Consider the following 14,455-nt stretch of genomic DNA (forward strand, 5'->3'; position numbering starts at 1 on the left):
GCTGTATTCTCTCACCTCTCTACTATAGTAATGGTATAAGGGCTCATTTCCAGACCGGGCCAACTCACGCTTGTCCCCTGATCCGGTTCAAGTATGGTTGTCCGCAGCACTTTACCCCGCAGCATCTCCAGCTCGGGACAATCCGTAAGCAGCCGCTGAATCAGCTTCTGGCACTCGTCACTTCCGCCCGGGTTGTCTTCGTTATACTCCTGTATGATGACCTCGGTATGAAAGAATTGTACCCACAGGTCAATGGCATCCGGGAGCCGCGCCCATCGGGACTGTTCCTCAGGAGAGAAAGCATCCGCTTTGAACGTAAAACGTCCTTTGCCGGCAAGCTCGGTAAAAATCGGTTTCCACAGCTCCGCAACCTCAGTCCAAGGTATAGACTTAGGCGTATAAGCTGCAAGCTGCTCCTCCCCTTCTTCATCGGGCTCATCCAGATATTCTTCGGGCAGAAAACCGACATCCTGTTCTTCCCAAGCCCAGGCGAGGGGGTAGATAAAGTCCTGGCTCGGTGTGAACAGTCCGCTAATCAAGGTTTCCAGACTGTCCCCGCTCGGCAGGCCTTCAGCTTTCACCCATTCCTCCCATACATTCGTGCGGAAATTAAAACCGGCTGCTCCCCAGAACAGCTCTGGAAAGTTCAGTCTTAAATTGGTTTCGGCTTCAAAAATGCTAAGCACAACCTCCGCGAGCTCGTCATGTACTTTTCTTGACAGCTCCACCCGTTCGGATAACAGGCGCAGCTCGTTAAAGTCGATAACATCCTTCTCGTCATTCGCCAACCGGGCCAGGGAACGGTGGATATTATCAAAATGCTTGCGTTCTTCATCAAACTGCTGGTGAATTTCCTCCAGCCGCTGATGCCGCATAACCCCGTATTCGCTGAACATATGCTTCGGGTTGCGCCGCAGCGCATTGCGGTATTCCTGCTGTTGCTGGGTCATCTTCCGAACCCGCGAGATCAGTTCACCCACATCCTGCATCGCCCGGGTGACGCGTCCATGCTTAATATGCATTTGGATCTCCAGCAGTTTAATGCTAATCTGGAACTCTTCTATAATCTCATGGCTCATGAAGATAAGCTCCATCGCATATTCGGAAAGGCGGTAAACTGTCTTGCCGCTCTCTTCCCAACTGGTGCGGGTCGCATCCTCGTCTACCGTAAAGTATTTGTACTTTTGCAGAGTCATCTGCCGGGTTGAATCTTCATAATAATAGGCTTCGAAATCCCCGCCGCCCCCGCTCCACAACAGCCCGTCTACCAGCCGTTCCACAGATTCGATGGTGCCAAACCTGGCAATATTAAACCGCTCCAATGAGCTCCAGGCCAGCTCAATAATATCCTCTTTGGCTCTTCTTTCATTGGATTCCAGCTCGAGATAATAGACCTGCAGCAACACACTCAGCGCAATCATTTCCTTATAAGGCTGCAGCTCTCCAAGATTCATGCCCGCCCCCAGCGTCCACAGGGGGTTAAGGCGTTTGTTCCGTTCACCAAAATCAGACCAGTTCATCCTTGCGCCAACCTCGCCATCACTTCGTAGTTTAGGAGCATTTTTGCATAGCCCTCACAAAATAACATAAACCCATATCTGCCCCATGAAGGGAGAAATATGGGCTGGGTACCACTGATAACTTACGTTTATTGGGGAATATATGTTTCTATTATACCAATGAATTGAGGATAGTTCTACGAATATTTAACATTCAGCAGGTAATGCAGATTCTCTTTGACCGCAGGCCATTCCTCGTCAATAATGCTATAGAGTACGTTATCAAGAACGGTGCCCTCCGACGTAATTCTGTGCTTGCGCAGAACGCCTTCTTTTACAGCGCCAATACGTTCAATGGCTTTCTGTGATCTCAGATTGTATCCGACTATCGTAAAATTGACCCGGATCAGCCCCAGTTCTTCGAAGCAGTAATGCAGCAAAAGTGACTTGGATTCGGTATTGACTGGCGTTCTCCAATACTCCGGTGAAATCCACGTACAGCCAATCTCCGCATTGCGGTGAATCCGGTCCAGATGCATAATCCGCGAGGTGCCGACGACTTTTCCAGAAGCTTGTTCAATCATGACATAAGGAAGGTCGGCCCCATTCTCCTTATTGCGCAGCGCAGTTTCTATTAGTTGTTCCACTTGTTGGATTGTTGTTATTTTCCGCCAGGTGTATTCCCAGATTTGCGGATTGTGCAGGAGCTTGAGCAGCTCCGCCCTATGATCGGCTTCCATAGGAATAAGCTTGATAAACTTGCCGTTTAGTTGTTTGATGTTGTTTGTAATCACAAAGGACGCCTCCAGTATTGTCTATTCATCAAGCCCGAGATTATTATAAAATACCCGAAACATCCTTGTCTGCCTATTTACGTAAAATGACTGCCCCGTCTATGAAAACGGAGCAGTCACTGGAGTTACATTATAATGTAGAAACACCTATTGCCGGGCGGCAATCTCGCTAACGATACGCTGAATGATCTCCTGAATACTTACAGTGCCGAGATCGCCTACTGCGCGTTGTCTTACCGAGACAGTAGCGGAATTCTGCTCATTTTCTCCAAGGACGAGCATGTATGGCACCTTTTCCAGCTGAGCTTCGCGGATCTTCAGGCCCAGCTTCTCCTTGCGGTGATCAAGCTCAACCCGGATTCCTGCCGCTTCCAGCGCTTGCTTCACCTCATAAGCGTAATCGGCAAAATGCTCGGACACGGGCAGCAATTTGGCCTGCACAGGGGCCAGCCATACCGGAAATGCCCCGCTGTAATGCTCAATGAGAATACCCATGAACCGGTCAATCGAGCCGTAGACCGCACGGTGAATAACGACAGGCCGGTGCTTCTGGCCATCTTCTCCGATATAAGACAGGTCGAACTTCTCCGGCATCTGGAAATCCAGCTGGATAGTTCCGCATTGCCAGCTTCTCTTGAGCGCGTCCAGAATGTGAAAGTCGATCTTCGGCCCGTAAAAAGCTCCGTCTCCCGCATTCACCCGATAAGGGATGCCGCGTTTCTCCAGCACCTTTTGCAGCGCCGACTCGGCCTGATCCCACAGTGACTCGGCTCCCATATAATCTGCCGGCCGTGTGGACAGCTCTACCTTGTACTCAAAGCCGAATACTTTATAGATATGGTCAATCAAGGCGAGTACCCGGCCGATCTCTTCCTCAATTTGTTCTGGCAGAACGAACAAGTGGGCATCATCCTGACAAAAGGTACGGACCCTCATCATTCCGTTCAGCGCGCCGGAGAATTCATGGCGGTGAACCTGGCCGTATTCCGCAATGCGGATCGGCAGCTCCCGGTAGGAATGCAGGCTGTTTTTATAAATCAGCATATGACCCGGGCAGTTCATCGGCTTAAGCGCGAACTTGTTCTCATCTACATCTGTAAAGTACATTTCATCTTTGAAATGATCATAATGTCCGGATTGCTCCCACAGCCGGTTGTTCATCATCAGCGGTGTACGGACTTCACTGTACTCCCTTTCCCGCTGAAGCCCCCGGGAGAATTCCTCCAATGTAGTACGGACGATCATGCCCTTCGGCAGATAGAATGGCATTCCCGGCGCTTCCTCGGAGAACATAAACAGCTCCAGTTCCTTGCCCAGCTTGCGGTGATCGCGTTTCTTCGCTTCCTCCAGCATATACAGATGCTCTTCCAGCTGCGCTTTCTTCGGGAAAGAAGTCCCGTAAATCCGCTGCAGCATCTTATTACTGGAATCTCCCCGCCAATATGCACCTGCTACACTCAGCAGCTTGAAGGCTTTGATCGCACCTGTCGAGGCCAGATGCGGCCCCCGGCACAGATCCGAAAATTCGCCTTGATCATAAATGCTGATTACTGCCTCCTCCGGCAGATCCCGGATCAGTTCCAGCTTCAGCGGCTCTTCAAACGCCTCAAAAGTCTTCAGCGCCTCGCTGCGGCTGATCTCCCGGCGGACTATGGGCAGGTTCTCTTTGATAATGTTGCCCATTTCCGCCTCTATCGCAGCCAGATCGTCTATAGACAAAGGCTTCTCGATGTCCACATCATAATAGAATCCGTCTTCGATGACCGGGCCAATGCCCAGCTTGACGTTCTTATCACCGTATATACGTTTAATGGCTTGAGCCAACAGATGCGCTGTGCTATGTCTGTGGATCATCAGGCCATCTTCACTGTCCAGCACTACGATTTCAACGAGGCTGTCCTGTGTAATCGGTTGATGAAAGTCAACAAGTCTGCCGTCAAGTTTACCGGCTACTGCATTTTTCTTCAGTGTAGGACTTATGGATTCTGCGACTTGTGCAATCGTGGTGTTACGCGAATACCTCCTAATTGTTCCATCCGGCAGTGTTGCTTTGATCTCCATGATTCAGCCTCCATTTCTTCAAGTTTTTTTGTATGTTTGAACGCAAAAAAACGCATCTCATCCCAGAAAGGGACGAGTGCGTTTAGCTCGTGGTTCCACCCTAATTTGATCTGCGCGATAGCAACCCCCTGCTGTTCGGCGGAAGTAAAGCGGCAAGATCCTTATTGGTATCCGATATCGGGGATAAGACGGTGACATTTACAGCCTTCCTAACAGCAGGAGGGGTTCAGTGCCACGGCTGCAAAGGGGTAAATTCCGGCCGGTTCTGTAAGAAGCTCTCACCTTGCACTTCTCTCTCTGGTCAGTCCGTGAAGGAACTCATGTCTTTGGTCATTGCCTTGGTTATGGTGTTTATGGTGTTTATGGTGTTGCTGGTTACATATTACTCAATCAAACACGGAAAAGTCAATACACAGGTGAAAAATAGTTTTTTTGTCCTTGTAAGCTAACCAAACGGGTAAAAGACGCTTTGAGCGACAGATTAACGTCTGCTGCCCCTTGTATTGAGCTAGAGATGTGAGATAATCTCACCAACCTCTTTTACTTGATGTGCGATATAATCGGCCCCTGCGTTCACAAGCTCCTCCTCCGAACCATAGCCAAAGGTTACCCCAAGCGAGGCCACACCGCAGCCTTTTGCCCCAATAATATCATGCTCCCGGTCTCCAATCATCAGTGCCTGGTCCGCGGCAATCTCGCTTTGATCCAGCACATACCGGATTACCTCCTGCTTCTTGGAACGTGTGCCATCCAAATTGCTGCCAACAGTGTGCATAAAGTAGCCATCCAAGCCGTAATGCCGGAGGATTTCCTCAGCAAATACTGTTGGTTTGGAGGTGGCTACATAAAGCTTGTATCCTTTCAGCCGGAGCTCTTCCAGCAATTGCGGAATACCGGAAATCACACTGTTTTCAAACATCCCCAATGTACGGTAACGCTCCCGGTAAAATTCAACAGCCTTTAAGGCATTATCCGCGGTAAAACCCTGGATCTGGATAAAAGAATCATATAACGGCGGCCCTATATAAGGAATAAGCAAATCGAGATGCTCTACCTCTATTTCGAACTTGTTCAGCGCGTACTCCACGCTTTTGGTAATCCCCTCTTTGGGGTCGGTTAACGTACCGTCCAAATCAAATAAAATACTCTTCAGTTCTCCCATTGACGTACGCCTTGCTCCCTCCAAATTCAATTTCTGCAGACTCATTCCCCTCATCCGTTGCAGCTTTTTCAATCATACCTGCCTTTCCCCATACTTTCCACATACTTATCTTTTAACATTACAGGTGAAGTGATTTTAATTCCTGGAGGACTTAACATGAATATGACGCATTACATGTCCCTGCTTGCGGACAACCAGCCTTGGAACTTAATTCTTTTCATGGCGATTCCGGTCATTTTTGCAGAGACGATCACCGTTACAGAATTTATCATCCTGTTTACCAAGAAGCTGAACGGACCGCTCAGAGCGTTTAACCGGATCTGCAGCATTCTTGCCGGACTTTATTTTACCGGCGTTTTTCTCTATTTATTCCCTACCGCGTTTGTCCCGCTCACCGTAAATGGCGAGTGGCATACTTGGGTGGACGTAGTAGCGGTAGGCTTCTATCTGAGCGGCGTGTTCTTCCTGCTGCCGCTGGCCTTGCTTGACCTCGGCCTGATAGGACGCAAATATCCGGAAGAGAGCAAGCTGAAGCTGCATTTCATGCTGATCAGCGGCTTCCTGGTGGTGGCGCATATCGCCATGATCTTTGGCATGATCAACCCGGAAATTATGGGCAGCATGGCCGGGATGAATCATTAATCAATCTTCGAAGGGGCCTCTCCGATATTGGATTGGCCCCTATTTAAGATCACACAGTATAAGTAAGTGCTGCTCAAGCATTTGCTCAAGGCGCTCATCGGACAACCGCCCGGGCTGCATCAGCTGATGCATGGCCAACCCGTCAATCAGCGCATACAATTTCTCCGCTTCCAGATCAATATCGAGCTCCGGCTTCGCCGCCTTCTGTTCCACTAATGTTGTAATGACAAACCTGGAAACCTTGTACACCTCTTCCTGCATCCGGTCGTTCAGTTTCGATAACTCCGGATAGATCAACACCTTGGCATTAAAAGAAAACCAAACCTCGCTTTCCATAATTCTCTCTTCATCCAGCGGAATCAGTTGCAGCAGCAGACGTTTCATATCCTGCAGCAAGTTGCCCTCCGGCTGGAATCCCTCCACCCGCTGTTCAATTCTCGCAAGAAAAAGATTCATGCAAAATGCGAACAATTCCGCTTGGGTAGAGAAATAATGACGCATCGACCCTACCGATAAACCGGATTCCTTTGCGATATTACGGACAGTGGCTTGTTCAAGACCCGAGTTATGTATAATTCTCAGAGCGGCGTCGGCAAGCCGTTTTCTTTGTTTCTCATGATCAACTTTTTTTGGCATATCTCTATTATACCTGCTTATCTTTTTATAATACAATGTGCTATAATGTTTTATATAATACGATTGTATTAAATAAAACATCGAAAGAGGAGCATTATTTTATGACTATTCAACCACAACAACCGGAGAAACGATCCAAAAAAAAGATCTGGAGAAAAGTAACTTTCACCCTGCTCACCTGCATAATTTTACTGCTCGGGTCGGGATTTGCTTATGAATGGCTGGCATCCAAAAATGCAGAACAGAAATACCAGCCTCCCGGCAAGCTGGTTGATGCAGGCGGATACAAGCTGCACATTAACAAATTAGGACAGGGCTCCCCAACCATTATTCTTGAATCCGGAAGCGGTGAAACCAGTTTGTCCTGGAGGGATATTCCTGAGAAGCTGTCCGAATTCGCAACTGTTGTGAGCTACGACCGAGCCGGATATGCTTGGAGTGAGAAGGCACCTACAGCACGCACGGGAGAAAATATCGTTCGTGAGCTGCATACGGCATTAGAACGGGAGGGAATCGACGGGCCTTACCTGCTAGTTGGGCATTCTTTGGGTGGGATGTATGCCCGGCTATTTGCTGATACTTACCGGGATGAGGTTGCTGGAATGGTACTGATTGATGCCAGACCGGAAGATGACGAGCGCGAGACCAAACCTATTCTGACTGCGGAAAAATTCGCAGGCAATCCCCCGGCATCAGTCTTGCAAGTCTTGAAATTATCAGGCGCTATGCGTATATTCCAGGATGTGTTACTGGATGGCCTGGTTGCAAAAGAAGATAGAGGGCAGTTCATAAATGTCATTTCAAAGCCTAGTTACTTCAAAGCTAAAGAACAAGAAGGAAATCTGGCACATACCACAGAGGACGCTATTCGGGGCCAGAACCTCGGGTCTCTTCCGGTAAGAATCCTGTCACGAGGAATTCCTCAGGATTATGCAGGCTTTGGCTTCTCCGAAGCTGCCGGTAAAAAGCTGGAAGATATCTGGCAAAAAGGTCAGCGCAAAATGTTGGACCTTTCCACAGACAGCAAGCAGACTGTCGCAACCCATAGCGGACATATGATTATTCACGACGAACCTGATCTCGTCATTCAGACGATCCGCAGCTTGCTGACACAACTACAGTCACCATCCCCTCAATAATTCACATTATGCTCACGTGCCCGGACCCGGTCTTGTTTATGGACCGGGTTCGGGTCCGTGACCATATAATGAGACGGCCATGAAATCCGGCTATTTATAAAAAACAACCCTACACCGTGTTCCGGCTTCGGCCCTGCTGGTAATCTCAATCTCGCCCCCGAGCAATTCCACCAATTTGTTCACAATGGACAACCCCAGACCGGTGCCTCCGTACTGCCGTGAACGTGATTTCTCTACTCTGTAGAACCGGTCAAAGATATACGGAAGCTCCTCCTCAGGAATGCCAATCCCAGTGTCCTCGACGATAAATATAGCTGAGTCTACGCGAAAATCCAGCTGGACGCTGACCTCTCCTGCATCGGTATAACGGATAGCGTTTTCCAGCAGATTCATTACGATTTGCTCCATCCGTTTGCCATCCCCTTGCAAACCGAACGGTTCACCGGTACAGCTGGAATTTAGCTGCAACCCTTTTTCTTTAGCAGTCAATTCGACTTTGCGGACCGCCTGATCGACGAGCAGCGCCAAATCGACCTCCTCCAGATTCAGCGGTATTTTCCCTTCTTCCATTTTGGCCAATTCGAACAAATCGTCTACCAGATGTTGAATCCGGTGCGCCTCTTGGTCGATGATGTCCAAGTAGAGTGTTTTTTCTTCTTCCGTCTCATACAGGCCTCCCTTGACCACCTTGGCATACCCCTGCAGATAGGTGATCGGCGTCCGCAGCTCATGGGAAATATTAGCGAGAAACTCCTGACGTGTATCCCTGTAGTGCTGCAGATCCATAGCCAAATCGTTGATGGCACCAGCAAGAAAGCCAATCTCATCGTTGCTGCTGATCGTGAGCCGCGTTTCCAGTTCACCAGCCGCAATCTTGCGCGTAGCCTTCTGCATTTGGACAAGCGGTCGCGATAATATGCGGGCGATAAACCAAGTGATGGCTAAAGCAAGCACAAAGGCGCCCAGACCAGACAGCAGCAGTATATCTCTCACCGTAGACAGGGAATGTTCCATATTCTCCGTGGAAGACATCACATAAAGTGCCGAGGTAATAATGTCAACGCTTGAGATGGGTTGTCCAGTAACAAAATAACGGTAGCCGGACGGGTCTTTGTACAAGAAACTTACCCTTTGTCCGGTGAAAATAGCTTGCATATCCTGAGCCCGGATAAAGGAGCGATCTGTAGAATCGTGAAAACCGGAGTGCAGCATCACGTTGCCATCCAAAGAGATGTTAAAGATACTGACATTGGAAAACTCTGCAAAGGACATCATCATTTGACCGTTCGTGGTATCTTTGGATTCGGCCATCGCTGTGAAATGGGAGGCCAGTTCCTCAGCTTCCGTCTGCATTTCCTGGTAATAAAAGCTTGTAAACATCCGGTCTATCACTATCCCGAGTGAGAGCAGAACAATCAGAAACACCGACATAATCACGACACCCAGCTTAAAGCCGATGATGTTGTTTTTCATTCGACATTACCGGGAATCTGGAATTTATAGCCGAGCCCCCAGACGGTTTGCACCGGAACATAGGAAAGACCTGCCTTCAGCAGCTTCTCGCGGATATTCTTAACATGCGTATCAATAACCCGCGTCTCGCCGCCGTAGTCATTGCCCCAGAGCTGTTCCACCAATTCTTCCCGGGTAAACACGCGTTGCCCGCTGCGCGCCAGCAAATACAGCAGATCAAATTCCTTCTGTGTAAAGAGGATTCTCTCACCTTGAACCTGTACTTCTCGTGCCTGCGGATAAATCCTTAACTCCGGGTGCTCCAGCGCCTGCTCCTGTGACGCGGAAACCCGGAACATATTCGAACGCCGCAGGAGAGAATGGATTCGCGCAAGCAATTCTTCCGGTTCAAACGGTTTGGTTAAATAGTCATCCGCACCGATGCCCAGGCCATGTACTTTATCTTTCGTTTCAGACCGTGCGGTAAGCATCAGAATGGGCGTCTGACTGCTCTCCCTTACCGCCTGGCAGACCTGCCAGCCATCCATGTCAGGCATCATTACATCCAGCAGGATCAGGTCGAAGTTATGTTTCTCTATCATGGTCAGGGCTTCGTGCCCGGTGGAGGCTTCCTTAGTAGAAAAACCCTCCTGCAGCAAATAAATGCGCAGCAAATTACGCATGTTCCATTCATCGTCAACGATGAGAACCTGTGCTTTGGACAAGCTGTTCACCCTTTTCGTGGCCAAGTTTCTTTATTCTTTTTTCAATTATACCTAAAAACAAAGAACAAGCCGACCACGGATGTCCCGCAGCCAGCCAGCTTGCTTTAATGCCCCGAATGGGGATTGTCTCCAGAGGCGGAGGTTATTTCGAGCATGTCATCTATTTCGCTCTGTGTACTGCTGGTTATTGTGCCGGTATCGCCGGTTAGCCAGGCATGATTATAGGGACCTTCTGCCGGTGAATCCTTGAACTTGGGCTGAAGCTCCATCATATAATTCATGACCGAATCCGGTAGTCCGTCTTGTTCCGTAAAGATTAACGGTGCATGTTTTCCCAAATGGGAGAATGGCGCAGCGGAGATGGCCAGCATGGTGGAATCCTTCGTCAATAAGGATAGGTTATGGCCCGGAGTCGTGATACCCCAGCCGAAGCCGCTTACCTCATCCTTGAATTTGGCAAAAGCAATCGCATTCGCATAAGGATCATCACCAGAGATGCGGGTTACCGTACCATATGCTCCCAGCTGCTCCTCTACTTTTCCCGAGACAACAGAAGCTGGGCCTAGAAGGTAAATGGCAGCATTGCCTCCGCGCTTTTTGAGCGCCTCTGCCGTGGAGGCCGGGATATCATCCTTCGCTACGTATAACAAAGGCTCAGGCATATGCGCAATCCAGTTGACTGCAGGCAGCGTATATTCGGGGCTGTTCATTGAGCCGATAATTACACTCTGCGGCAGTTCGCCGGATACTTTGGCATAATAAGCATCAATCGCCTGAGCTACAGCAGCAGGATCTTCGCCTTCTATCTTGTCCACCTTTAAATCCAGTGCCTTAAGCTGCTCTTCCACACCGTCCGCGACGGATCCTACCAGAACGACCTGGATGCCCGCATTGCTCTCGGCACCCAGCGGATTCAGCCTCTTAAGCTCTTCTAAGGTAACCTCCGGAATGCCGTCTTTACTCAAGAACAAGACCGGTCCGTTGCTCGGATGGTGGATTAAGTCAGTACTCACTGCAGCAATTTGCCAGTTATCCGCATGGGTTAGGACTACGCTTGCAGGACGGTTGGCCTTGGTTTCTGCCGTCCATAAAGACCGGGACACCAGTACTGCTGCCTGAACCGGGTCCGAGGTATTGATCCGGGTCGTGTTTTTGGTCGCAATCCAGGGCATAGAAATTGCAGCAGAAGAATTCTGTTCACTTTGCGGAGCTGCTGATTCCTTATCCGATTGACAGGCGGTCAGCACCGTACCAAGCAGCAAGGTCACAGCGCTTAATTGTATGATTTTCTTCATGTGTATCCCTCCATTCATAGCTATCACGGATACTTAGAAGTTTACCCATCAAATGTGTAGAAAGAATGTGGAATTCCAACAATTTAAGAATGAGTATTAAGTAGGAATTGGAGCAGCCTGAAAGTGAATGCAAGTGGAAACGGATTCGCCGTCCTCAAAAGGACGGTATCCGTTTCAGCGAGAATTAGAAGGATAATTTATAGCGTGAAGCATATAAGTTCTTATAATTAAAAAAGCTGAACGGAAAGTGCTCCGTCCAGCTGATCCTGATCAGTCTTCTTCTGTACTTACCAGTGCTTCGCGATAAAAGTATCCCGGCCGGACTGTTCCCGGTCTTCCTTATAATGCTTCGGGTTCTTCTTGTGATAATCCTGATGATAGTCTTCTGCCGGGTAAAAGACCGGTGCGGGCAGGATCTCCGTAACGACAGGTCCCTCGAAACGCCCGCTGGCCGCTACCTGCTCTTTGGAAGCCAAAGCTGCCAGTCTTTGCTCTTCATTATAATAAAATACCGCAGTCCGGTACTGCGTTCCCCGGTCCTGGAATTGTCCTCCGTCATCAGTCGGGTCAATCTGCGGCCAGAACAACTCAAGCAGCTTCTCGTACGGGAAAAGTGCCGGATCAAAACTGATCTGCACTACCTCATAGTGTCCTGTAGTGCCTGTCTTGACCTGTTCATAGCTTGGATTCTCGACTGAACCCCCGGCGTAGCCTGATACAATTCCGTGTATACCGGGCAATTCCTCAAAGGGTGTAACCATGCACCAGAAGCAGCCTCCTGCAAACATTGCCTGTTCCATACCTGTAATCCCTCTCCCTATCTATAAAGCTCTACATACTATAACGTATGTTAAGAAGATAAGGTTAAATCTGCATAAAGTCAATTTGAGGGAGCGGTCTGCCAAGAATAAGTCTTTTTTTCAATCTCGGAGGAGCTATAAATGCCTGCGATCAATTCCAGTGTTTTGAGTCCTTCTGATCCGTCAATCCAGAATGGTTTTCCTTCGCGGACATGGTCATAAAAGTCATGAATCAGTCTTTGATGCCCCGTTCCCCAATACGACTTGCCTTGTATACCTGACACCCCCGGCTCACTGAGCAGCGTTTCCCGTCCGTCCTTCCACAGATACAGGCAATCCCTCCGCAGCAGCAGCGTCCCCTGTTCGAATACTATTTCCAGCTCGACGGGTGAGTTAACCAGGTAGGCATTGCTGCCGTAAAAAAGTCCCCTGACCTTATTCCTGAAGTTGATGCAGGCATGTGCCGTATCCTCCACTTCAATAACTCCGTCCAATACATCCGTACTAACGCTTCCCTGCACCGATGAGATGTCACCGCCGAACCATTGCAGTAAATCCAGCGTGTGGATCGTCTGATTGATCAGCACCCCACCGCCCTCTGAGGTCCATTTCCCTCTCCAGTTGCTCTCCTTGTAGTACTCAGGTGATCTATGCCAGGTGACAATCCCCTTCATACATACAAGCGGTCCCAGCACACCGGATTCAATGGTCTCCTTAATCTTGATAGAGGGTTCATTGTAGCGGTTCTGAAATACGATGCCGAGCTGGCCTTTGCTGTGCTCCGCAGCTTTCAGCATGCGCTGGGCAGAAGGCAGGTCAACCGCCACCGGTTTTTCTGTTAAGACATGTTTGCCTGCCTGCAGCAAATCGACCGCCATCTGCGCATGCAGATTATGCGGTGTGCAGAGGTGGACGATATCAATATCAGCTCTGTTCAAAAGCTCCTTATAATCTGTCAGCGCGCCGCAGCCATATTCTTCTCCAAATGCTGCCGCTTTGGCCCCATCAATATCTACGGCCGCCAGCAGTTGTCCCCCTGATTGTGCCGCGATCGCCTTGGCATGCAAGGGAGCTATTGCTCCGCAGCCGATTATGGCTGCTCCAAGTATTGTCATCTTGTGCACCTTCCAATCTTATTTCCGTTCCTATCAAGCCTTTATGAGTGTCTCGGGCGTAAGATTTACCGCTTGGGCCTGAGCTTTCAGGCATAGCTCCGCTGCTTTGAAGACATGCTGCTGTGTCATCGCAAATTCTGTCCGTTGCAAGCAATCCAGTATCAGCTCGCCAAAGAACGGAAAGCCGATTTTGCCGGCAACATGCTCATAATGCTCTCCTTGACGGTCTGCCCAATAGACATGATCCGTTGTGTTGGAGCGGGCAATATCGCTGTATTTGCGCAGCTCGATATACCCTTCCGTTCCCATAATGATCGTTCGGCCGTCACCCCAGGTGCCCAGTCCGTCCGGTGTGAACCAGTCGACACGGAAATATTGCGTCGCTCCGTTGTCGCCGACAAGTGTTGCATCGCCGAAATCCTCCAGCTCAGGGTAAGCAGGATTGTTGTAGTTGGCAACCTTGCTGTGCAGTACCTTGGCATCGCGGCAATCCGCATAATACAGGAATTGTTCAATCTGGTGACTGCCGATGTCGCAGAGGATACCGCCATATTTGTCCCGCTGGAAGAACCAATCCGGACGGCTTGATGCGCTCAAGCGGTGAGGGCCCATTCCGATGATCTGAAGCACACGGCCGATCACTCCCTGCCGAATCAGCTGTCCGGCATACACCGCACTCTCCACATGCAATCTTTCGCTGAAATAAGTCATATACTTCTGCCGCGTGAATGCAGTCTGAGTCCGTGCTGCTTCCAGCTGTTCCATTGCGGTAAATGGCGTTTTGTCAGTGAAATAATCCTTCCCGTGTGCCATCACCTTGAGTCCGAGCGCCCCTCTCTCGGAAGGAACCGCGGCCGCTGCAATGAGCCGGACCTCGGGATCCTCAAGAATTTCTTCGGCGGTGCGTGCGGCTTGAACACCAGGATAAGTGCTGACAAAGGTTTTTACCTTCTCCGGATCGGGATCAAAGACCCATTTCAACCGGGCGCCTGCTTCGACCAGACCATTACACATCCCATAGATATGACCGTGATCCAGCGCCATCGCAGCGATCATAAATTCACCCGGTTTTACAACCGGTCTAGCTTCATGAGTAGGTGCATACATCATTCCATCTTTTCTGCTCATCTTCAAC

13 protein-coding genes are annotated in these 14,455 nt (G+C 49.6%); 2 read left to right on the top strand and 11 right to left on the bottom strand.

From position 1 onward, the window contains the following. Positions 1-11 precede the first annotated feature (11 nt). From AC3WT9_RS06420 to AC3WT9_RS06435, 4 genes are all read right to left on the bottom strand, one after another. A complete protein-coding gene (locus AC3WT9_RS06420) occupies positions 12-1,520 on the bottom strand; it encodes a hypothetical protein (RefSeq protein ID WP_341092956.1) in 1,509 nt (502 codons plus the stop codon). Positions 1,521-1,696: 176 nt separating this feature from the next. Further along, a complete protein-coding gene (locus AC3WT9_RS06425; protein WP_341378504.1) occupies positions 1,697-2,293 on the bottom strand; it encodes a GNAT family N-acetyltransferase in 597 nt (198 codons plus the stop codon). 147 nt (positions 2,294-2,440) lie between these two features. After that, complete coding sequence (gene thrS, locus AC3WT9_RS06430; protein ID WP_341378503.1) at positions 2,441-4,354, bottom strand: threonine--tRNA ligase; 1,914 nt, start codon at positions 4,352-4,354, stop codon at positions 2,441-2,443. A gap of 508 nt (positions 4,355-4,862) precedes the next feature. Then, complete coding sequence (locus AC3WT9_RS06435) at positions 4,863-5,561, bottom strand: HAD family hydrolase (RefSeq protein ID WP_341378502.1); 699 nt, start codon at positions 5,559-5,561, stop codon at positions 4,863-4,865. 111 nt (positions 5,562-5,672) lie between these two features. On the opposite strand from AC3WT9_RS06435, the gene AC3WT9_RS06440 reads away from it, so the two are divergent. Next, positions 5,673-6,158, top strand: a complete 486-nt coding sequence (locus tag AC3WT9_RS06440) for a DUF6803 family protein (RefSeq protein ID WP_341092949.1) — start codon at positions 5,673-5,675, stop codon at positions 6,156-6,158. A gap of 39 nt (positions 6,159-6,197) precedes the next feature. Here AC3WT9_RS06440 and AC3WT9_RS06445 read toward each other — a convergent pair whose 3' ends face one another. Next, entirely contained in the window at positions 6,198-6,794 is a 597-nt protein-coding gene (locus AC3WT9_RS06445; RefSeq protein WP_341092948.1) for a TetR/AcrR family transcriptional regulator, read from the bottom strand. Between the two features lie 101 nt (positions 6,795-6,895). Between AC3WT9_RS06445 and AC3WT9_RS06450 the strand changes: the two genes are divergently transcribed. Then, positions 6,896-7,933 (top strand): alpha/beta fold hydrolase, encoded by a 1,038-nt coding sequence (locus tag AC3WT9_RS06450; RefSeq protein ID WP_341092947.1) that lies wholly within the window; start codon positions 6,896-6,898, stop codon positions 7,931-7,933. Between the two features lie 90 nt (positions 7,934-8,023). On the opposite strand, the gene AC3WT9_RS06455 is transcribed toward AC3WT9_RS06450, so the two are convergent. From AC3WT9_RS06455 to AC3WT9_RS06480, 6 genes are all read right to left on the bottom strand, one after another. Then, positions 8,024-9,406, bottom strand: coding sequence for a sensor histidine kinase (locus tag AC3WT9_RS06455; protein ID WP_341378501.1), 1,383 nt, complete (start codon positions 9,404-9,406; stop codon positions 8,024-8,026). After that, on the bottom strand, positions 9,403-10,110 hold the full coding sequence (locus AC3WT9_RS06460; protein WP_341092944.1) for a response regulator transcription factor: 708 nt from the start codon (positions 10,108-10,110) through the stop codon (positions 9,403-9,405). Before AC3WT9_RS06460 ends, AC3WT9_RS06455 begins: the two co-directional genes overlap by 4 nt. Before the next feature lie 104 nt (positions 10,111-10,214). After that, a complete protein-coding gene (locus AC3WT9_RS06465; protein WP_341378499.1) occupies positions 10,215-11,405 on the bottom strand; it encodes a cell wall-binding repeat-containing protein in 1,191 nt (396 codons plus the stop codon). 287 nt (positions 11,406-11,692) lie between these two features. Beyond that, positions 11,693-12,205, bottom strand: a complete 513-nt coding sequence (gene msrA / locus AC3WT9_RS06470) for a peptide-methionine (S)-S-oxide reductase MsrA (RefSeq protein ID WP_341092940.1) — start codon at positions 12,203-12,205, stop codon at positions 11,693-11,695. Positions 12,206-12,285: 80 nt separating this feature from the next. Continuing rightward, positions 12,286-13,320: a Gfo/Idh/MocA family protein gene (locus AC3WT9_RS06475; protein ID WP_341378497.1), complete on the bottom strand. Its 1,035-nt coding sequence runs from the start codon at positions 13,318-13,320 to the stop codon at positions 12,286-12,288. A gap of 33 nt (positions 13,321-13,353) precedes the next feature. Then, the gene (locus AC3WT9_RS06480) at positions 13,354-14,448 is read right to left on the bottom strand and encodes a Gfo/Idh/MocA family protein (protein WP_492407513.1); all 1,095 of its coding nucleotides are present in this window, start codon (positions 14,446-14,448) and stop codon (positions 13,354-13,356) included. Positions 14,449-14,455 lie beyond the last annotated feature (7 nt).

It is taken from the genome of Paenibacillus sp. EB106-06-01-XG199 (assembly GCF_058791575.1).